Source organism: Burkholderia sp. BCC1972 (assembly GCF_905339605.1).
In the GTDB taxonomy this organism is placed as follows: domain Bacteria; phylum Pseudomonadota; class Gammaproteobacteria; order Burkholderiales; family Burkholderiaceae; genus Burkholderia.
Map to the genome: position 1 here is coordinate 71,082 of NZ_CAJPGH010000013.1, position 18,862 is coordinate 89,943.

Sequence of the window (18,862 nt, forward strand, 5' to 3'; positions counted from 1 at the left end):
CACAAAGAAAAAACGCGGATCGAGCGATCGATCCGCGTTTTTTTTATGGCTCCGGGAGGGAGCCTGACGCGCCGGGGCAGGGCCGGCGGCCGGGTCGTCACGAACCCGTCTTGCGCGCCGTCGTCTTGCGGGCGGCCGTTTTACGGGCCGGGGCCGGTTTCTCTTCGGCCCCTTCCGTCACGGTTTCGGCATCCTTCGTCGCCGATTTTGCCGTCTTCTTCGCGGCAGCGGCCTTCGGCTCCTTCTTCTCGAACTCGAAGCCGATCTTGCCGTCCGGCTGCTTCACGAGGAACGCCTTGAAGTTGCGGCCGGTACGCGACGACTTGAAGTTCGGCAGCAGATCCGTGCGGCCGTCGGCCAGCAGCTTGCCCATCTGCTCGCGCGTGATTTCCTGCTGCAGGATCACCTTGCCCGAGCGGAAGTCGCAGGTCTTCGGGTTCGCCACCGAGTGCTCGCACACGTAGCTCATCCCGTGCTCGAACACGCGGCCCTTGCACTTCGGGCACGCGCCGACCGGCTCCTGCGCGGAGAAGTCGGGCGCTTCGCCTTCCTCGCCGCCCTGGTCCTGGCCGAAATCGAACTCGAGCTTGTAGTTCTTCGTCTCGTCGTCGAAGGACAGCTTGAGGATCGCCGAGAACGGACGGCCCATCTTGCTGCGGAACCCGGACAGCGGCCCGATTTCCTTCTTCTGCAGCAGCTCCTCGACTTCCGGGATCTCGAACTGCCGGCTGCCCGGGATCTTCGAGATCGAGAACTCGCACTTCGTGCACGCGAAGCGGCGGTAGTTTTCCTTCACCTGGCCGCCGCAGTTCGGGCACGGCGTCTCGAGCGTCGCGTAATCGCCGGGGATCGTGTCGGAATCGTATTCCTTCGCGCGCTTGACGATCTGCTGCGTCATGCGGGCGATTTCCTGCATGAACGCATCGCGCCCGAGATTGCCGCGCTCCATCTGCGACAGCTTGTATTCCCATTCGCCGGTCAGCTCGGGCGCGGTCAGTTCCTTCACGCCGAGCCCGCGCAGCAGCGTCATCAGCTGGAATGCCTTCGCGGTCGGGATCAGTTCGCGGCCTTCGCGCAGCAGGTATTTCTCGCCGAGCAGGCCTTCGATGATCGCCGCGCGCGTCGCCGGCGTGCCGAGACCCTTCGCGGCCATCGCCTCGCGCAGTTCGTCGTCCTCGACGAGCTTGCCCGCACCTTCCATCGCGGACAGCAGCGTCGCTTCCGAGTAGCGTGCGGGCGGCTTCGTCACGAGCGCGACGGCGGCGATTTCGTCCGTCTTCACCTTCTCGTCCTTCTGCACCGGCACGAGGTTCGCGTCCGCGCCTTCGGCGTCGCGGCCGTACACCTGCAGCCAGCCCGGCTCGACGAGCACCTTGCCTTCGGTCTTGAAGTGATGGCCGGCGACTTCGGTGATCCGCGTCGTGACGCGGAATTCGGCCGCCGGGAAGAACACGGCGAGGAAGCGCTTCACGACCATGTCGTACAGCTTCTGCTCCGGCTCGGACAGCGACTTCGGCGCCTGCAGCGTCGGGATGATGGCAAAGTGGTCGCTGATCTTCGAGTTGTCGAAGATCCGCTTGTTCGGCTTCACCCAGCCCTTGTCGAGCACCTGCTTCGCATGCGGCAGGTAGTTGTTGCTCTCCTTGAGCATCTCGAGCGTGGACTCGACCGTCGACAGGTAGTCTTCCGGCAGCGCGCGTGCGTCGGTACGCGGGTAGGTCAGCACCTTGTGCTTTTCATACAGCGCTTGTGCGAGGCCGAGCGTGTTCTTCGCGGAGAAGCCGAAACGGCTGTTCGCCTCGCGCTGCAGGCTCGTCAGGTCGAACAGCAGCGGCGACAGTTGCGTCGACGGCTTCGATTCCTCGGACACCGTGCCGACCTGGTCGCGGCATGCGGCGACGATCGTTTCGGCGGCCGGCAGGCTCCACAGGCGGGAGTCGCGCTTTTCCGGATCGAATTCGTCGCGCTTGAATTTCGGGTCGTACCACTTGCCTTCGTAGAAGCCGCCCGCACACGCGAATTCGGCCTTCACTTCCCAGTAGTCGCGCGGGATGAAGCGGCGGATTTTCTCTTCACGTTCGACGACGATCGACAGCGTTGGTGTCTGAACGCGGCCGACGGTCGTCAGGAAGAAGCCGCCGCCCTTGCTGTTGAACGCGGTCATCGCGCGGGTGCCGTTGATCCCGACGAGCCAGTCGGCTTCCGAGCGGCAGCGTGCGGCGTCGGCGAGCGGCTGCATGTCGGTGTCGCTGCGCAGGTTCGCGAAACCGTCGCGGATCGCCTGCGGCGTCATCGACTGCAGCCACAGGCGCTGGACCGGCTGCTTCGCCTTCGCGTGCTGCGCGATCAGGCGGAAAATCAGCTCGCCCTCGCGTCCCGCGTCACATGCGTTGATCAGGCGGTCGACGTCCTTGCGCTTCATCAGCTTCGTGAGCACCTTGAGGCGCGACTCGCTTTTTGCGATCGGGTTCAGGTCGAAATGCGGGGGGATGACGGGCAGATGCGCGAAGCTCCATTTCCCGCGCTTGACCTCGTACTCTTCCGGGGCGGCGATTTCCAGCAGGTGGCCGACAGCGGACGAAAGGACGAAATCGTCGCTCTCGTAATACTCGTCATGCTTGGTAAAGCCGCCCAAAGCGCGTGCGATGTCGTTCGCGACAGAAGGCTTTTCCGCAATGATCAGTGCTTTGGACATGACAGGTGTGTGTTGGTAGACCGGGTTCGCCGGTTGTGGGTCCCTTTTACGACCGCTTTATAGCACACGCCGCAGCGACGGCGGCTCAGCGTGTAAAAAGCGGCTCATCATAGAGGGGGGCTGCAACGGCGGCAAGCGCCCGCCGCGGCGGGGCGCGCAAACGCGCGCCAAATCGCCGCGCCGGCCCGCGCATTCAGGCTTCGACGATCAGGACGTTGCGCAATTTCGGTGCGTGCGGCGCGCCGGGTACCGCGCTCAGGTCGGACAGCATCCGCTCGACGATCGCCGCGTGCGGCAGCACCGTGCCGAAGAAGCGTGCGGTGTTGGCGTCCTCGATCAGGATCGTCGGGAAGTTCTCGACGTCGAGATCGTCGAGTTGGTCGGCATGCGTTTCGATGTCGATCCAGGCGAAACAGGCGTCCGGGTGCGCGTCGGCGAGCTGGTCGAAGGCCGTCCGGTAGTCGCGGCACGTGCCGCACCACTCGGCGCACAGGCAGGCGACGAGCAACGTGCCGGGATCGGCGAGGCGCTCGGCGATCCGATCCGCATCGGTGTCGAGATTCAGCGCGGGCATGGAATTCCTTGGATATCGTCGGCGGCGCGGCCGCCCCTATGCCGGGGAATGTAGCACGCCGCGTGCGGCCGGGGTGGGCGCGGCGTCAAGCCGCGCGAAGCGCCCGCCGGGTAGGCTGGCGACGCGGCCGGCCAGCTCCAGCGCCAGCAGCGCGCCGTGCAGCACGTCGTCGGACAGGCCGCTGTGCTCGGCGAGCCATTCGTAGGTCACGGGGCCGTATCCCAAGGCGGCCAGTACCGCATGCTCGGACGCGGTGCCTGGCGGTGGCGGGGCGTCGATTCGGGACGGTGCGGCGGTGGCCGCCATGGCGAGGCCCGCCTGGTCGGCGCCGGCCGTTGCCATCGCGAGGATGCTGTCGGCGTTCGTGCCGGGATGATGCCCGGCGCGAGCCGTGCGGCCGGTTGCACGCGCGGCCGGTTCGGCCAGCCCGTACTCCTCGAGCACATCGAGCGGCGCCGCCGTGAGCTTCGCGCCGTCGCGGATCAGCGCGTGGCAGCCCTGCGCGAGCGGCGCGTGGATCGAGCCCGGCACCGCGAACACATCGCGCCCCAGTTCGTTCGCGAGCCGTGCGGTGATCAGCGAGCCGGAGCGAGGCGCGGCCTCGACGACGAGCGTGCCGATCGCCAGCGCGGCGATCAGCCGGTTGCGCTGCGGGAAATGCGCGGCACGGGCCGGCGTGCCGAGCGGCCATTCCGACACGATCGCCCCGTGCGCGGCGATTTCGTGCGCGAGCGCGCGATGCCGTGCCGGATAGACGAGATCGGCGCCCGTCGCGATGACGGCGACCGTGCCCGAGCGGCCGTCGAGCCCGCCGCGATGCGCGGCACCGTCGATCCCGAGCGCGAGGCCGGAGACGATCGAGAGCCCCGCGTCGGACAACGCACGCGCGAAGCCCGTTGCGTCGGCGAGCCCCTGCGGTGTCGCATGCCGGCTGCCGACCACGGCGAGGCCGCGGGCATGCAGCAGGTCGAGCCGCCCCTTTACATATAGCAGGGGCGGCGGATCGTGCAGGTCGCGCAACCGCGGCGGGTAGGCCGGATCGTTGAGCGTGACCAGTGCATTGCCCGGCGCGTCGAGCCACGCGAGCGCGGCCTCGGTGCGCGCGTCGAGATCGCCGCGCTCGCTCGCGCGCACGGCTTGTGCGGCGGCGGGGCTGCTCACCGCGGCGATGGCCGGGTCGGATGCGCGCAACAGCGCGGCCGGTGAGCCGAATGCATCGAGCAGGATCTGCAGCACGGCGGGCGCGAGGCCGGGCGCATGCGCGAGTTGCAGCCATGCGCGCAGCGCGGATGGCGTCAGCGCTTGCGGCGACATGAGACAGCCCTCGAATGCGGCGGCCAGCGGACCGCATGGCGCCATGATAAAATTTTCATCATCCGAAATACTCGACAGGGCCGCGCGCACGAGTGCCCGGCCAATTGCAGGAGGCGCGATTCGCGGCGTTGATTCGCCACGCATCCGCCTCATCTTCATTGCATCCCGGCGGCGGCACCAGCCGGCCGGATGGCCGATGCGACACGCCGCTCCACCGAATACCGAACACCATGGCTTTGCTCAATATTCTTCATTACCCCGACAAGCGGCTGCACAAGGTCGCCAAGCCCGTCGACAAGGTCGACGACCGGATCCGCAAGCTCGTCGCCGACATGGCCGAGACCATGTACGCGGCACCCGGCATCGGCCTGGCGGCCACGCAGGTCGACGTGCACGAGCGCGTGATCGTGATCGACGTCTCCGAGGAGAAGAACGAGCTGCGCGCGTTCATCAACCCCGAGATCGTGTGGTCGAGCGACGAGAAGCAGATCTACGAAGAGGGCTGCCTGTCGGTGCCCGGCATCTATGACGAAGTCGAGCGGCCCGACCATGTGCGCGTGCGCGCGCTCAACGAACAGGGCGAGACCTTCGAGCTCGACTGCGAAGGCCTGCTCGCCGTGTGCGTCCAGCACGAGATGGATCACCTGATGGGGCGCGTGTTCGTCGAATACCTGTCACCGCTCAAGCAGACGCGCATCAAGACGAAGATGAAGAAACTCGAACGCGCGATGTAACGCGCGTTCACGCTGCCCGACCCCGAACGCTGTCATGACCCATACGTTGCGCGTGATTTTTGCCGGCACGCCGGAATTCGCCGCGGCTGCCCTTGCCGCGATCCACGAGGCCGGTTTCCCGGTGCCGCTCGTGCTCACCCAGCCCGATCGCCCTGCGGGGCGCGGGATGAAGCTGCAGGCGAGCGCCGTGAAGCGCTACGCCGTCGAGCACGGGATGCCCGTCGCGCAGCCGCCGTCGCTGCGCCGCGCGGGCAAGTACCCGGCCGAGGCGGCCGACGCGATCGAGCTGCTGCGCACGACGCCGCACGACGTGATGGTGGTGGCCGCCTACGGCCTGTTGCTGCCGCAGGAAGTGCTCGACATCCCGCGCGCCGGCTGCATCAACATCCATGCATCGCTGCTGCCGCGCTGGCGCGGCGCGGCGCCGATCCATCGCGCGATCGAAGCCGGCGACGCCGAGACGGGCGTCACGCTGATGCAGATGGACGTCGGCCTCGACACCGGCGCGATGATCGAGGAGGCGCGCATCGCGATTGCGCCCGACGACACGACCGCGACGCTGCACGACCGTCTGGCCGCCGACGGCGCGCGGCTGATCGTCGATGCGCTCGTGCGGCTCGAGCGCGACGGCACGCTGCCGGCGACGCCGCAGCCGGCCGACGGCGTGACCTACGCGGAAAAGATCGGCAAGCACGAAGCGGCGCTCGACTGGCGCAAGCCTGCCGACGTGCTCGCGCGCCAGGTGCGTGCGTTCGATCCGTTCCCGGGCGGTGTCGCGACGCTCGACGGCGCGGCGATCAAGCTGTGGGCGGCCGAGCCCGTGGCGGCGCGCGGCACGATTGCCAACGAGGCGCCCGGCACGATCGTCGAAGCCGCGCCGGAAGGCGTGGTCGTCGCATGCGGCAGCGGCGCGCTGCGCGTCACGCAGTTGCAGAAGCCGGGCGGCAAGCGGCTGCCCGCGCGCGAATTCCTGGCCGGCTCGCCGCTCGCCGCAGGCCAGCATTTCGCGCTGCCCGACGTTGCCTGACACGGGCTGATCGCCATTCGACACGGTCGGCCGACGCTGCGCAATCGGCCGGACGGCCGAGTCGCACGCCGCGGCAGGCGCGCGTAGAATTTCCCTGCGCTCCCCGGTTTCGAGGTCTTCATGTTCGGCATCACCCATTTCGGCTTCTTCGTGTTCGCGGTATTCCTGCTGAACGTCACGCCCGGCCCCGACACGGCCTACATCGTCGGCCGCAGCGTCGCGCAGGGCCGCGGCGCGGGGCTGATGTCGGCATTCGGCATCTCGGCCGGCTGCTGCGTTCACGCGCTCGCCTGTGCATTCGGCCTGACCGCGCTGCTCGCGGCGTCGGCCACCGCGTTCACGGTGATCAAGCTGGTCGGCGCGGCCTACCTGATCTACCTCGGCGTACGGATGATCGTCGCGAAGCAAGCCGCCGCGCCGTCGGGCGCCGATGCCGCGCAGGCCACGGCCGCCAAGCCGCTGCGCCAGCTGTTCATGCAGGGTTTCTGGACCAACGTGCTGAATCCGAAGGTCGTGCTGTTCTTCGTGTCGTTCTTCCCGCAGTTCGTGTCGGCCGACAGCCCGCACAAGGCATGGGCGTTCCTGACCCTCGGCGCGGTGTTCGTCGCGATGAGCACGGTCTGGACCAGCCTCGTCGCGTGGGTCGCGGGCAGTGTCACGCAGCACTTTTCCGGCAAGCCGGGCGTCAGGAAGTGGCTCGACCGCACGGTTGGCAGCGCGTTCGTCGGCCTCGGGCTGCGTCTTGCAACATCGCAACGTTGAGATTGAATTTTTCCGGCAAGACCTTATCTAACAAATCGCTTACAATTTTCTGCCGCGCCCGGTGATGCGCGGCGGGTCCCCTGACGGATAAGGAGTGGGTATGTTCAATTGGGTCAAAACGGCGATGCTGATGGCCGCGATCACGGCCCTGTTCATCGTGATCGGCGGAATGATCGGCGGTTCGCGGGGCATGACGATCGCGCTGCTGTTCGCGCTCGGCATGAATTTCTTTTCCTACTGGTTCTCGGACAAAATGGTGCTGCGCATGTACAACGCGCAGGAAGTCGACGAGAACACGGCGCCGCAGTTCTACCGGATGGTGCGCGAGCTGGCCACGCGCGCGAACCTGCCGATGCCGCGCGTCTACCTGATCAACGAGGACGCGCCGAACGCGTTCGCGACGGGCCGCAACCCCGAGCACGCGGCGGTCGCCGCGACGACCGGCATCCTGCGCGTGCTGTCGGAGCGCGAGATGCGCGGCGTGATGGCGCACGAGCTCGCGCACGTGAAGCACCGCGACATCCTGATCTCGACGATCACCGCCACGATGGCAGGCGCGATCTCGGCGATCGCGAACTTCGCGATGTTCTTCGGCGGGCGCGACGAGAACGGCCGGCCGGCCAACCCGATCGCGGGTATCGCGGTCGCGCTGCTCGCCCCGATCGCAGGCGCCTTGATCCAGATGGCGATTTCGCGGGCACGCGAGTTCGAGGCCGATCGCGGCGGCGCGCAGATTTCCGGCGATCCGCAGTCGCTCGCCACCGCGCTCGACAAGATCCATCGCTATGCGGCCGGTATCCCGTTCCAGGCGGCCGAGGCCCATCCGGCCACCGCGCAGATGATGATCATGAACCCGCTGCATGGCGGCGGCCTGCAGAACCTGTTCTCGACGCACCCGGCCACCGAGGAGCGCATCGCGCGCCTGATGGAGATGGCGCGTACCGGCCGCTTCGACTGAACCCCGGCATCCCGCGCGGCCGTTGCCGCACGGGGGCCGTCACGCCACCCCGCACGCTTCGCGCTGCGGGGTGTTTCATTTGTGCGCGCCGTAAAGGGGCCAAAGGGGCCGCGTGGTCGCAGGCTACAATGCGCGGTTTGGGATCGCGAGGCCTTGCGGCGCCGCGATCCTGCCGTTTGCCGTATTTGATTGCTGCGCCTGCTTGCCGCGCCTGATTGCCGATTCCGTACCGATGACACGAACCCGTTCTTCCGCTCCGTCTTCTTCCGGCCGCCCGGCGCGTCTGGCCGCGCTGCATCTGGCGCCCGATTCGCTCGGCTTCGCGCTCGACGCGGCCGCGCAGGCGGTCGACGCGATACGGCGCGGCACGGCGCTGCCGGCAGCGTTGTCGGCGGTATTCGCACAGATGCCGTCCGGTGCGCAGGCGCTCGCGCGCGGCGCGACGCAGGACGTCGCGTACCGGACGATGCGTCGCCTCGGCAGCGCGGACTGGCTGGTCGGCAAACTCGTCAGCAAGGCACCGCCTGCGCACGTGCACGCCGTGCTCGCCGGCGCGCTCGCGCTGCTGCTCGACCCGGCCGACGCCGCCGCGTATCCGGCGTTCACGGTGGTCGATCAGGCCGTCACCGTGATCGGCGCGCGGCGCGAGTGCGCGTTCGCGAAGGGCATGGTCAACGCGGTGCTGCGCCGTTTCCTGCGTGAGCGCGACGCGCTCGTCGCGGCGATGCAGGCCGACCCGGTCGCGCGCTGGAATTACCGCGCATGGTGGGTCGATGCGGTGAAGCGCGCATGGCCCGATGCATGGCAGGCGATCCTCGCGGCAGGCGAACGCCAGGGCCCGTTGACGCTGCGCGTGAATGCGCGCCGCGCGAGCGTCGACGCGTATCTCGACACACTGCGGGCGAGCGGGATCGAAGCGACCGCGATCGGCCGGCACGCGGTGCGGCTCGCGTCGGCGCTGCCGGTCGAGCGCATTCCGGGCTTCGCCGACGGCGTGGTGTCGGTGCAGGACGCCGGCGCGCAGCTCGCGGCCGAATGGCTCGACGCGCGCGACGGCATGCGCGTGCTCGATGCATGCGCGGCACCCGGCGGCAAGACCGGCCACATTCTCGAGCTGGCTGACGCGGAAGTCGTTGCGCTCGAAAGCGATGCAACACGCGCGGCGCGCATCGGCGAGAACCTCGTGCGCCTGTCGCTCGAAGCGAACGTACGCGTCGGCGATGCAGGTGCGCCCGACGCGTGGTACGACGGGCGCGCGTTTGACCGTATCCTCGCCGACGTGCCGTGCTCGGCGTCCGGCATCGTGCGGCGGCACCCCGACATTCGCTGGCTGCGCCGCGAGGCCGACATTCCGGCGCTCGTCGCGGAACAGCGCCGCATCCTGTCGGCGCTGTGGCCGCTCGTGAAGCCGGGCGGCGAGCTGCTTTACGTGACCTGCTCGATCTTCCCCGAGGAAGGTGAATTGCAGGCGCGCTGGTTTGAAGCGGCCTGTGAAGATGCGGTACGATTGGACGCCCCCGGCCAGCTGCTGCCGGGCGGCGTGCAGGGACGGGCGGCGGCCGCCGCACTCGACCAGAACACCGATCACGACGGATTTTTCTACGCGCGGTTCCAGAAACGGTGACGATCAAACACCTTTTTCCATTTCGGCTCGCGGCCGTCCTGCTGGTCGCATTGATGCTGTGCCTGGCCGTCGTCCGGCCGGCGCATGCCGAATCGATCGCCGTGCAGCGCGCGTCGCTCCAGTCCGACGGAAGCGGCTGGAGCCTCGACGCGCGTTTCGACTTCGAGCTGAACCCGAACCTCGAGGATGCCGTCAACAAGGGCATCCCGCTTTACTTCACGACCGACTTCGAACTGAGCCGCGCGCGCTGGTACTGGTTCGACGAGCAGCCGGTGGCGGTCACGCAGACGATCCGCCTGTCGTTCCAGCCGCTCACGCGCGAGTACCGCGTGTCGACCGGCGGCCTGCAGCTCGGCTTCCCGTCGCTGAAGGACGCGCTCGCGGTGGTCCGGCACATCACGTCGTGGCACGTGATCGACCGCAACCAGGTGCGCGCGGGCGAAACCTACACGGCGTCGGTGCGGATGCAGCTCGACACGGCGCTGATGCCGAAGCCGTTCCAGGTCGATGCCGTGAACAACCGCGACTGGACGCTCGGGTCGGACTGGAAGCGCTTCAACTTCACGGTGACCGAACGTGCTAAATAAAGTGCGCCGCGCGGCCAGCGGGAAGAGCCTCCTCGTCCGCGTGATCGTCTCGACCGTCGCGCTGACCGCGCTGCTGCTGCTCGTGCTGCTCGCGGCCGCGAGCGCGAACACCGAATTCTTCGATCGCTACTACTCGTGGCTGTACGCGACGAATATCGTCGTCGCGCTCGTGTTCCTGCTCGTGGTGCTCGGGCTGATCGGGATGATCGTCGTGCGCCTGAGGAAGGGCAAGTTCGGCACGCGGCTGCTCGCGAAGCTCGCGGTGTTCTTCGCGCTCGTCGGCGTGGTGCCGGGCGGGATCATCTACATCGTGTCGTACCAGTTCGTGTCGCGCAGTATCGAGTCGTGGTTCGACGTGAACGTCGAGACCGCGCTGACGGCCGGCCTGAACCTCGGTCGCGGCATGCTCGATGCGTCGCTGTCCGACCTGCAGACGAAGGCGCGGCTGATGTCCGACCAGCTCGCGAGCGTCGATGCGAACACGAACGGCACGACGCTCACGCTGCTGCGGCTGCGCGACCAGTTCGGCGTGCAGGACGCGACGATCGTCGAGCCGGGCCGCGGCGGCTCGGGTGCGGCGCCCGAGCTGCACATCGTCGCGCAGGCGTCGGGCAATTTCGCGGCGCTGATTCCGGACGACCTGCCGACGCCGCTGATGCTGAACCAGGCGCGCGAACACGGCGCGTACGCGGCGATCGAGGGCGAGGTCGACGGCGACCCGCGCGCGCATGGCGCGAAGGGTGCGCTGCGGCTGCGCGTCGTGCGGCCGATTCCCGATGCGACGACGTCGCTGCTGCAGCCGGCGGAGCGCTTCCTGCAGCTCACGCAGCCGGTGCCGCCGACGCTCGCGCACAACGCGGACGCCGTGCAGCGCGCGTATCGCGAGTACCAGGAAAAGTCGCTCGGCCGCACGGGGCTGCGCAAGATGTACATCGGCACGCTGACGCTCGCGCTGTTCCTCGCGACCTTCATCGCGATGATGCTCGCGCTCGCGCTCGGCCAGCAGCTCGCGCGGCCGCTGTTCCTGCTCGCGCAGGGCACGAAGGAGATCACGGAAGGCGACTACACGCCGAAGCGCGAGATCAAGACGCGCGACGAGCTCGGCTTCCTCACGCAGTCGTTCAACGCGATGACGCGCCAGTTGTCCGAGGCGCGGCTGGCGGTCGAGAAGAACCGCATCGCGCTCGAGCATTCGAAGACGTATCTCGAAAGCATCCTCGCGAACCTGACGGCCGGCGTGTTCGTGCTCGACCGCCAGTTCCGGCTGACGACAGCCAATCGCGGCGCCGAGCGGATCTTCCGGCAGCCGTTCAATTCGCTGATCGGCACGACGCTCGACCGGATCGGCGTGGCGGCGGGATTCGGCGCGATGGTGCGCAAGGCGTTCGCCGATCGCGAGGCGGCGTCCGACGGCGGCAGCGGCGATCGCGGCCACTGGCAGCAGCAGTTCGCGATCGAGGTGCCGGGCGAAACCGATCCGCTGACGCTGCTCGTGCGCGGCACGCGCCTCGTGTCGACGGTCGAGGGGCAGGCCGACGATCCGCAGACGTCCGGTTACGTCGTCGTGTTCGACGACATCTCCGACGTGATTTCCGCGCAGCGGTCGGTCGCGTGGGGCGAAGTCGCACGCCGGCTCGCGCACGAGATCAAGAATCCGCTGACGCCGATCCAGCTGTCGGCCGAGCGGCTGCAGATGAAGCTGTCCGACAAGCTCGCGCCGCCCGACGCGGACGTGCTCAAGCGCGGCGCGACGATGATCGTGAACCAGGTGGCCGCGATGAAGCGGATGGTCGACGATTTCCGCGAATACGCGCGCACGCCGCCGGCGGTGCTCGCGAACCTGCAGTTGAACGAACTGGCGAGCGAGGTGCTCGGGCTGTATGGTGTCGGCGAAGGCAAGAGCCCGATCGTCGCCGAGCTCGCGCCGTCGCTGCCCGTGATTCGCGGTGATGCGACGCAATTGCGCCAGGTGATTCACAACCTGCTGCAGAATGCGCAGGATTCGGTCGCGGAGTCTGCGCATCCGCGTGTGTTGATCGAAACCAAGACAGTAGAATATGGCGATCCCGACGCCGAGGGCAAAACGCGCGTCGCGGTACGTCTTACCGTGTCCGACAACGGGCCCGGTTTTCCGGCACGCATCCTGACCCGCGCGTTCGAGCCTTACGTGACGACGAAGGCGAAGGGCACGGGGCTCGGGTTGGCCACGGTCAAGAAAATCGTCGACGAGCATGGTGCGCGGATCGATTTGCGCAATCGCATGCACGGCGAGACCGTCGAGGGTGCGCAGGTGTCGATCCTGTTCCTGCAGATGGCGAGCGATGCGCCAGACGCCGCATCGGGCGCGCAGGACGGGGCGGCACCCGCCAAGACAAAAGCAAGTGAGCAGACAAAGGCAGCGTAAATGGCAACCATCCTGGTGGTAGATGATGAAATGGGCATCCGGGAATTGCTCTCGGAGATCCTCAGCGATGAAGGACATGTCGTCGAGGCAGCGGAGAACGCGCAGGCCGCGCGGGAATACCGGCTGAATCAGGCGCCCGATCTCGTGCTGCTCGATATCTGGATGCCCGATACCGACGGCGTGACCCTGCTCAAGGAGTGGGCGGCGCAGGGGCTGCTGACGATGCCCGTGATCATGATGTCCGGGCACGCGACGATCGATACGGCCGTCGAGGCAACCAAGATCGGCGCGCTCGATTTCCTCGAGAAGCCGATCGCACTGCAGAAGCTGCTGAAGTCCGTCGAGCACGGTCTCGCACGCGGTGCGGCGCCCGTGTCCGCGAACGCGGCGGCGAAGGCCGGCGCCGGGCAGGCGGCGGGGCCGGCGGCGGTGGCGTCCGCGGCAGCGCTGCCGACGCTCGGCGACGACATGGCGGCGGCACTCGGCCTCGCGGGGCAGACGGCCGCGATCCCGTTCGACATCCCGTTGCGCGAAGCACGCGATGCGTTCGAGCGCGCGTACTTCGAATATCACCTCGCGCGCGAAAACGGCAGCATGACGCGCGTCGCGGAGAAGACGGGCCTCGAGCGCACGCACCTGTATCGCAAGCTCAAGCAGCTCGGCGTCGAGCTCGGCAAGAAGCCGTCCGAAGGCGCGCTTTAAAATATTTTGCGAAAGCACTTGCTCAGGGATGAATAGCTCGATATACTTTCATTCTTCGTTGGCCCGGTAGCTCAGTTGGTAGAGCAGCGGATTGAAAATCCGCGTGTCGATGGTTCGATTCCGTCCCAGGCCACCAGCATTTAAAACCCCAAGAATCGGAAGGTTCTTGGGGTTTTTCGTTTGTGGTGGGTATTGCGTGTCGTGGGCGGTGTGGCCGGCAGCATTCGCACGGGCGTGATAAAATCCGTGCCCGCTCAATGACTTAGCGCATCGCTTCACGCGCACGGCAGGCTGCGAATCTCGCGCCGCCGTGACACGCGGCAACGATGCCGCGCGATGGGCGGTATAAGCGCACCGCCGCGTTCGCGGCCGACCGCGCTGCCTATACTGGTCGAGCCGGCGCAGGCCGGCCGCGTCGGGCCGCCCGGCGGCAGTCGGCCCTGGGGGCGCAGCGCGACGCGAGCCTACACATTCACGGAGTATCACGGTGATTCGGACAGACGCTAAAGACGGCGCGCTCGTGTTGTTTTCCGGCGGGCAGGACTCGGCCACGTGCGTGGCATGGGCCCTCGAACGCTATCAGACGGTCGAGACGCTCGGCTTCGATTACGGCCAGCGCCATCGCGTCGAGCTCGAATGTCGCGAGGGCGTGCGCGAAGCGCTGAAGCGCGACTTTCCCGCCTGGTCGGACCGGCTCGGCGACGATCACATGATCGACCTGTCGGTGCTCGGCGCGATCAGCGATACCGCGATGACGCGCACGATCGAGATCGAGACGGCCGCGAACGGCCTGCCGAACACGTTCGTGCCCGGTCGCAACCTGATGTTCATGACGATCGCCGCGGCGATCGCCTATCGTCGCGGGTTGCGCGTGCTGGTCGGCGGGATGTGCGAGACCGACTTCTCGGGCTACCCCGACTGCCGCGACGATACGATGAAGGCGCTGCAGGTCGCGCTGAACCTCGGGATGGACACGCGCATCGTGCTCGAGACGCCGCTGATGTGGCTCGACAAGGCGCAGACGTGGCAGCTCGCCGAGCAGCTCGGCGGCGAGGCGCTCGTCGAGCTGATCCGCGTCGAGACGCACACGTGCTACGTGGGCGAGCGCGCGGAACTGCACGATTGGGGCTTCGGCTGCGGCGAATGCCCGGCCTGCAAGCTGCGCAAGCGCGGCTACGAGGCTTACCTGAAGGGCGAGCGGGTGACCGAAGCGCCGCTGTGATGCGGGTGCATCGGCAGCACGGATTGAATAACGGATTCTGATCGACAACGAGCGGCGCGAGCCGGACGAAGCACGATGACTTACGCGGTCAAGGAAATTTTCTACACGTTGCAGGGCGAAGGCGCGAATGCGGGCCGGCCGGCCGTGTTCTGCCGGTTCGCCGGCTGCAACCTGTGGTCGGGCCGCGAAGAGGATCGTGCGGAGGCCGTGTGCCGCTTCTGCGATACCGACTTCGTCGGCACCGATGGCGAGAACGGCGGCAAGTTCAAGGACGCCGATGCGCTCGTCGCGACGATCGCCGGCCTGTGGCCGGAGGGCGAGGCGCACCGCTTCGTCGTCTGCACGGGCGGCGAGCCGATGCTGCAGCTCGACCAGCCGCTCGTCGACGCGCTGCACGCGGCCGGCTTCGAGATCGCGATCGAGACGAACGGCTCGCTGCCGGTGCTCGAATCGATCGACTGGATCTGCGTGAGCCCGAAGGCCGATGTGCCGCTCGTCGTCACGAAGGGCAACGAGCTGAAAGTCGTGATCCCGCAGGACAACCAGCGGCTGGCCGACTATGCGAAGCTCGACTTCGAGTACTTCCTGGTCCAGCCGATGGACGGCCCGTCGCGCGACCTCAATACGAAGCTCGCGATCGACTGGTGCAAGCGTCATCCGCAGTGGCGGCTGTCGATGCAGACCCATAAATATCTGAACATTCCCTGAGCCACGGCTTTTGACATCGTGCTGATTACCCGAAAACTCGAATTCGACGCGGGCCACCGCATCCCCGATCACCGCAGCCAGTGCAGGAACCTGCACGGCCATCGCTACGTGCTCGAAATCACGCTGCGCGGCGATCTCGTCGATACCGAGGGGGCGCCCGACCGCGGCATGGTGATGGATTTCGCCGACGTGAAGGCGCTCGCGATGGAGCACCTCGTCAGCAAGTGGGACCACGCGTTCCTCGTCTATGCGCGCGACGAAGTCGTGCGCTCGTTCCTCGAACAGATGGCCGACCACAAGACCGTCGTGATCGACCGGATCCCGACCGTCGAGAACCTCGCCGCAATCGCGTTCGACCTGCTCGCGAACGTGTACGACGCGCACTACGGCGTGAATCTGCGCCTCGAGCGCGTGCGCCTGTACGAAACGCCGAACTGCTGGGCCGACGTCGAGCGCCAGCCCGGCCGCTGATCCTGCCTTCCCGGCAGCCCGCGCCGGCCGGCGCGGGCTGACCGTCACCGTGCCGTGCGGTTTCGCCCGCACCGGCGCAGCTTCCCGCCTGTTCCCACATTCCGCGTAACGCCGCGCTATGATCGTTGAGTGGCACCGGACAATGCGTCCGTGCGCCGTCGCGCCGCGCGTGCTGTCAGATCGGCTGCCCGTCGCCGACTAACGTTCCAGAGTGCGATCCGGTGCAGCCGCCTTGCTGCGCTGCACGACGTGTCGCGCTCCGCTTCGCCAGTTGCTTGTCCCGTTCGATTGCCGTTCCGTCCAGGAGGCCGTATCGATGAGCACGCTCACCAATTCCCTCAAGCAGCGCCTGCGTGACGGCGACGATCCGCTGTACGGCCTGTGGCTGTCGCTCGGCAGTGAATCGGCCGCGGAAGCGCTCGCGCACGCCGGCTATGACTGGCTCTGCATCGACATGGAGCACGCGCCGAACGACAGCCGCGACGTCGCTTCGCAACTGCGCGCGATCGCGGCCGCCCACTTGCCGAGCGAGCCCGTCGTGCGCGTGCCGGCGCGCGAGCCGTGGCTCGTGAAGCGTGCGCTCGACGCCGGTGCGCGCACGCTGATGTTTCCCGGCATCGAGACGCCCGACGAAGCCGCGCATGCGGTGCGGCTCACGCGCTATCCGTCGCCCGATTCGCCGGACGGGCTGCGCGGCGTCGCGGGCATGGTGCGCGCGGCGGCGTTCGGCATGCGCCGCGATTACGTGCAGACGGCGAACGCGCAGGTTGCGGTGATCGTGCAGATCGAATCGGCACGCGGTGTCGACGAGGTCGAGCGGATCGCGGCGACGCCTGGCGTCGACTGCCTGTTCGTCGGCCCGGCCGATCTCGCGGCGAGCCTCGGCCATCTCGGCGACATTCGCCACCCGGACGTCGAAACCGCGATGGCGCGCGTGCTCGCGGCCGGCCGGCAGGCTGGCGTCGCGGTCGGCATCTTCGCGGGCGATACGGCGGTCGCGCGCCAGTACCGCGAAGCCGGCTACCGGATGATCACGGTATCGGCCGACGTGAGCTGGCTGTTGCGCGCGACGCGGCAGGCGTTGCAGGAGGTGCGGTCATGAACGGCGGAGACGGCGCGTGCCGCAGGCGCGCGCGGATCGGTGTGATGTTCGGCCTGTGGGCCCTGTGTATCGCGGCGGCCGCGCAGGGCGCGCCGCAAGCGAAGCCTGATCCGTCGCGCGAGACGCAGTCGGCGGTCGCCGACTACAACGCCGGCGATTTTCGCGCGGCGCTGGTGCAGTTCCACGACGCGGCCGAGCGCGGCGATCGTCTCGCGCAATTCAACTACGCGATGATGCTGCTGACGGGCGAAGGCGTGACCGCGAACGTCGACGAAGGATTGCGCTGGCTGAAGCGCGCGGCAGACGCGAACATGTCGCATGCGCAGTACGTGTACGGCCGGATGTTCGACGACGGCGAGTTCGTCGCGCGCAATCCGGCCGAAGCGCACCGCTGGTTCCTGCGCGCGGCGAAGCAGGGGCACGTGCAGGCCGCGCTGTCGCTCGCGAACCAGTTCCTCGACGGGCGCGGCACGCCGCGCGACAACCGGCAGGCGTTCGCGTGGTACAAGCAGGCCGCCGACGCGGGCGAGCCGACCGCGCAGTACGTGACCGCGTCGTTCTACGAGCGCGGCGGCGACGGCGTCGCGCAGAACCTGAACATCGCGCGGGCGTATTACGCGGCGGCGGCCGCGCAGGGCGACGAGACGGCCGGGCTGAAATTCAAGGAGCTGAGCGCGCGGCTGAAGTCGCAGGGACCGGCATCGGGCAGCGGAGCGGAGCCGGGCGGCCCGCATGCGCCGCCGCTGTGAGCGTACGCGGCGTTCGGCCCGCCCCATGGAAAACGGCGCCCTGGGGCGCCGTTTTCCTTGACCGCGGTGCGGTCAGCTCTTCATCAGCCGCCGCTGCCGCCCGACGCTCATGATCATCCCGATCGCGATGCCGAGGGTCGCGAGCGCGGTGCCGCCGTAGCTCATGAACGGCAACGGCACGCCGACGACCGGCAGCACGCCGCTCACCATCCCGATGTTGACGAACGCATAGACGAAGAACGCGAGCGTGAGCGAGCCCGCGAGCAGGCGGCCGAACAGCGTCGCGCCCTGCGCGGCGATGTAGAGCCCGCGCGCGATCAGCGCCATGTACAGCGTCAGCAGCACGAGCCCGCCGACGAGCCCCCATTCCTCCGAGAACACCGCGAAGATGAAGTCGGTGTGCTTTTCCGGAATGAACTCGAGGTGCGCCTGCGTGCCTTTCAGGTAGCCCTTGCCGAGCACGCCGCCCGAGCCGATCGCGATCACGGCCTGGATCGTGTGGAAGCCCTTGCCGAGCGGGTCGGAGGTCGGGTCGAGCAGCGTGCACACGCGGTGCTTCTGGTAGTCGTGCATCAGCGGCCACTGCACTTCGGGCTGGCAGATGCGCTCCTCGAACACGGCGATCGAGCCGACCGCGATCACGCCCGCGACGAGCACCGGCACGATCAGCTTGAACGACAGGCCGGCGAGGTAGATCACGAAGAAGCCGGCCGCGAACACGAGCAGGCCCGTGCCGAGGTCGGGCTGCTTCGCGATCAGCCCGACCGGCACCATCAGGATCCCGAACGCGGCGAGGAAGTCGTACCAGCGCAGCCCGCCCTCGCGGCGCTGGTAGTACCACGCGAGCATCAGCGGTGTCGCGATCTTGAGGATTTCGGACGGCTGGATCACGACGCCGACGTTCAGCCAGCGCTTCGCGCCTTTCTTGGTCATCCCGAACAGCGCGACGGCGATCAGCAGCGCGACCCCGAACGTGTAGAGCGGGACCGCGAAGCGCATCAGCGTGGTCGGCGGGATGTTGGCGATCACCCACATCAGCACGAACGTCAGCAGGATGTTGCGCAACTGGTCCTCGACGCGGCCCGGCATGTCGATCGCCGCGCTGTACAGCGTGACGATGCCGACGCACAGCAGCAGGAACACGATGAGGGCGAGCGGGCGGTCGAAGCCCGCGAACATCTGCTTGATCTTGTCGAGCCAGGCGCGCTTGTCGAATTGCATGCCTTTCT

Annotated in this window: 17 protein-coding genes and 1 tRNA gene; 14 read left to right on the forward strand and 4 right to left on the reverse strand. The window is 67.8% G+C overall.

Annotated features, from left to right (window positions below; all coding sequences use genetic code 11):
- Nucleotides 1–97: 97 nt before the first annotated feature.
- The 3 genes from U5798_RS19555 to dprA all read right to left on the reverse strand — a co-directional run bounded on the left by U5798_RS19555 (nucleotide 98) and on the right by dprA (nucleotide 4,628).
- A complete protein-coding gene (locus U5798_RS19555; protein ID WP_124455783.1) occupies nucleotides 98–2,695 on the reverse strand; it encodes a DNA topoisomerase III in 2,598 nt (865 codons plus the stop codon).
- Between the two features lie 193 nt (nucleotides 2,696–2,888).
- Nucleotides 2,889–3,269 (reverse strand): thioredoxin family protein, encoded by a 381-nt coding sequence (locus U5798_RS19560; protein WP_124455782.1) that lies wholly within the window; start codon nucleotides 3,267–3,269, stop codon nucleotides 2,889–2,891.
- Between the two features lie 36 nt (nucleotides 3,270–3,305).
- The gene (dprA, locus tag U5798_RS19565; RefSeq protein ID WP_322082924.1) at nucleotides 3,306–4,628 is read right to left on the reverse strand and encodes a DNA-processing protein DprA; all 1,323 of its coding nucleotides are present in this window, start codon (nucleotides 4,626–4,628) and stop codon (nucleotides 3,306–3,308) included.
- A 185-nt stretch (nucleotides 4,629–4,813) separates the two neighbouring features.
- Here dprA and def point away from each other — a divergent pair, with 185 nt between their 5' ends.
- From def to U5798_RS19635, 14 genes are all read left to right on the forward strand, one after another.
- Nucleotides 4,814–5,317, forward strand: coding sequence for a peptide deformylase (gene def, locus U5798_RS19570; RefSeq protein ID WP_011353573.1), 504 nt, complete (start codon nucleotides 4,814–4,816; stop codon nucleotides 5,315–5,317).
- 34 nt (nucleotides 5,318–5,351) lie between these two features.
- Nucleotides 5,352–6,344: a methionyl-tRNA formyltransferase gene (gene fmt / locus U5798_RS19575; RefSeq protein ID WP_124455780.1), complete on the forward strand. Its 993-nt coding sequence runs from the start codon at nucleotides 5,352–5,354 to the stop codon at nucleotides 6,342–6,344.
- Between the two features lie 120 nt (nucleotides 6,345–6,464).
- Entirely contained in the window at nucleotides 6,465–7,106 is a 642-nt protein-coding gene (locus tag U5798_RS19580; RefSeq protein WP_124455779.1) for a LysE family translocator, read from the forward strand.
- A 100-nt stretch (nucleotides 7,107–7,206) separates the two neighbouring features.
- Nucleotides 7,207–8,064: a zinc metalloprotease HtpX gene (gene htpX / locus U5798_RS19585; protein WP_059232900.1), complete on the forward strand. Its 858-nt coding sequence runs from the start codon at nucleotides 7,207–7,209 to the stop codon at nucleotides 8,062–8,064.
- Nucleotides 8,065–8,296: 232 nt separating this feature from the next.
- Nucleotides 8,297–9,688, forward strand: coding sequence for a 16S rRNA (cytosine(967)-C(5))-methyltransferase RsmB (rsmB, locus tag U5798_RS19590; protein WP_322082925.1), 1,392 nt, complete (start codon nucleotides 8,297–8,299; stop codon nucleotides 9,686–9,688).
- Nucleotides 9,685–10,275 (forward strand): DUF4390 domain-containing protein, encoded by a 591-nt coding sequence (locus tag U5798_RS19595; protein WP_124455777.1) that lies wholly within the window; start codon nucleotides 9,685–9,687, stop codon nucleotides 10,273–10,275. Before rsmB ends, U5798_RS19595 begins: the two co-directional genes overlap by 4 nt.
- The gene (gene esaS, locus U5798_RS19600) at nucleotides 10,265–12,679 is read left to right on the forward strand and encodes a sensor histidine kinase EsaS (RefSeq protein WP_124455776.1); all 2,415 of its coding nucleotides are present in this window, start codon (nucleotides 10,265–10,267) and stop codon (nucleotides 12,677–12,679) included. Before U5798_RS19595 ends, esaS begins: the two co-directional genes overlap by 11 nt.
- Nucleotides 12,680–13,381 carry a response regulator transcription factor EsaR gene (esaR, locus tag U5798_RS19605; RefSeq protein WP_124455775.1) on the forward strand — a complete coding sequence of 234 codons (702 nt, stop codon included), beginning with the start codon at nucleotides 12,680–12,682 and terminating at the stop codon, nucleotides 13,379–13,381.
- 60 nt (nucleotides 13,382–13,441) lie between these two features.
- Nucleotides 13,442–13,517, forward strand: a tRNA-Phe gene (locus tag U5798_RS19610).
- A gap of 351 nt (nucleotides 13,518–13,868) precedes the next feature.
- Nucleotides 13,869–14,603: a 7-cyano-7-deazaguanine synthase QueC gene (queC, locus tag U5798_RS19615; protein WP_014895698.1), complete on the forward strand. Its 735-nt coding sequence runs from the start codon at nucleotides 13,869–13,871 to the stop codon at nucleotides 14,601–14,603.
- 75 nt (nucleotides 14,604–14,678) lie between these two features.
- Nucleotides 14,679–15,311: a 7-carboxy-7-deazaguanine synthase gene (gene queE / locus U5798_RS19620; protein WP_322082926.1), complete on the forward strand. Its 633-nt coding sequence runs from the start codon at nucleotides 14,679–14,681 to the stop codon at nucleotides 15,309–15,311.
- Between the two features lie 18 nt (nucleotides 15,312–15,329).
- Nucleotides 15,330–15,782, forward strand: a complete 453-nt coding sequence (gene queD, locus U5798_RS19625; RefSeq protein ID WP_006482561.1) for a 6-carboxytetrahydropterin synthase QueD — start codon at nucleotides 15,330–15,332, stop codon at nucleotides 15,780–15,782.
- 316 nt (nucleotides 15,783–16,098) lie between these two features.
- Complete coding sequence (locus tag U5798_RS19630) at nucleotides 16,099–16,884, forward strand: HpcH/HpaI aldolase family protein (protein WP_124455774.1); 786 nt, start codon at nucleotides 16,099–16,101, stop codon at nucleotides 16,882–16,884.
- Nucleotides 16,881–17,633, forward strand: coding sequence for a tetratricopeptide repeat protein (locus tag U5798_RS19635; RefSeq protein WP_322082927.1), 753 nt, complete (start codon nucleotides 16,881–16,883; stop codon nucleotides 17,631–17,633). Before U5798_RS19630 ends, U5798_RS19635 begins: the two co-directional genes overlap by 4 nt.
- Before the next feature lie 72 nt (nucleotides 17,634–17,705).
- Here the strand turns inward: U5798_RS19635 and rodA are convergent, their stop codons facing one another.
- Nucleotides 17,706–18,854, reverse strand: coding sequence for a rod shape-determining protein RodA (rodA, locus tag U5798_RS19640; protein WP_124455772.1), 1,149 nt, complete (start codon nucleotides 18,852–18,854; stop codon nucleotides 17,706–17,708).
- Nucleotides 18,855–18,862 lie beyond the last annotated feature (8 nt).

Bases quoted from the DNA above. Each gene is read 5' to 3' on its own strand.
- U5798_RS19555 (WP_124455783.1), bottom strand. From the start codon at position 2,695: ATGTCCAAAGCACTGATCATTGCGGAAAAGCCTTCTGTCGCGAACGAC.
- U5798_RS19560 (WP_124455782.1), bottom strand. From the start codon at position 3,269: ATGCCCGCGCTGAATCTCGACACCGATGCGGATCGGATCGCCGAGCGC.
- dprA (WP_322082924.1), bottom strand. From the start codon at position 4,628: ATGGCGCCATGCGGTCCGCTGGCCGCCGCATTCGAGGGCTGTCTCATG.
- def (WP_011353573.1), top strand. From the start codon at position 4,814: ATGGCTTTGCTCAATATTCTTCATTACCCCGACAAGCGGCTGCACAAG.
- fmt (WP_124455780.1), top strand. From the start codon at position 5,352: ATGACCCATACGTTGCGCGTGATTTTTGCCGGCACGCCGGAATTCGCC.
- U5798_RS19580 (WP_124455779.1), top strand. From the start codon at position 6,465: ATGTTCGGCATCACCCATTTCGGCTTCTTCGTGTTCGCGGTATTCCTG.
- htpX (WP_059232900.1), top strand. From the start codon at position 7,207: ATGTTCAATTGGGTCAAAACGGCGATGCTGATGGCCGCGATCACGGCC.
- rsmB (WP_322082925.1), top strand. From the start codon at position 8,297: ATGACACGAACCCGTTCTTCCGCTCCGTCTTCTTCCGGCCGCCCGGCG.
- esaR (WP_124455775.1), top strand. From the start codon at position 12,680: ATGGCAACCATCCTGGTGGTAGATGATGAAATGGGCATCCGGGAATTG.
- queE (WP_322082926.1), top strand. From the start codon at position 14,679: ATGACTTACGCGGTCAAGGAAATTTTCTACACGTTGCAGGGCGAAGGC.
- U5798_RS19630 (WP_124455774.1), top strand. From the start codon at position 16,099: ATGAGCACGCTCACCAATTCCCTCAAGCAGCGCCTGCGTGACGGCGAC.
- U5798_RS19635 (WP_322082927.1), top strand. From the start codon at position 16,881: ATGAACGGCGGAGACGGCGCGTGCCGCAGGCGCGCGCGGATCGGTGTG.
- rodA (WP_124455772.1), bottom strand. From the start codon at position 18,854: ATGCAATTCGACAAGCGCGCCTGGCTCGACAAGATCAAGCAGATGTTC.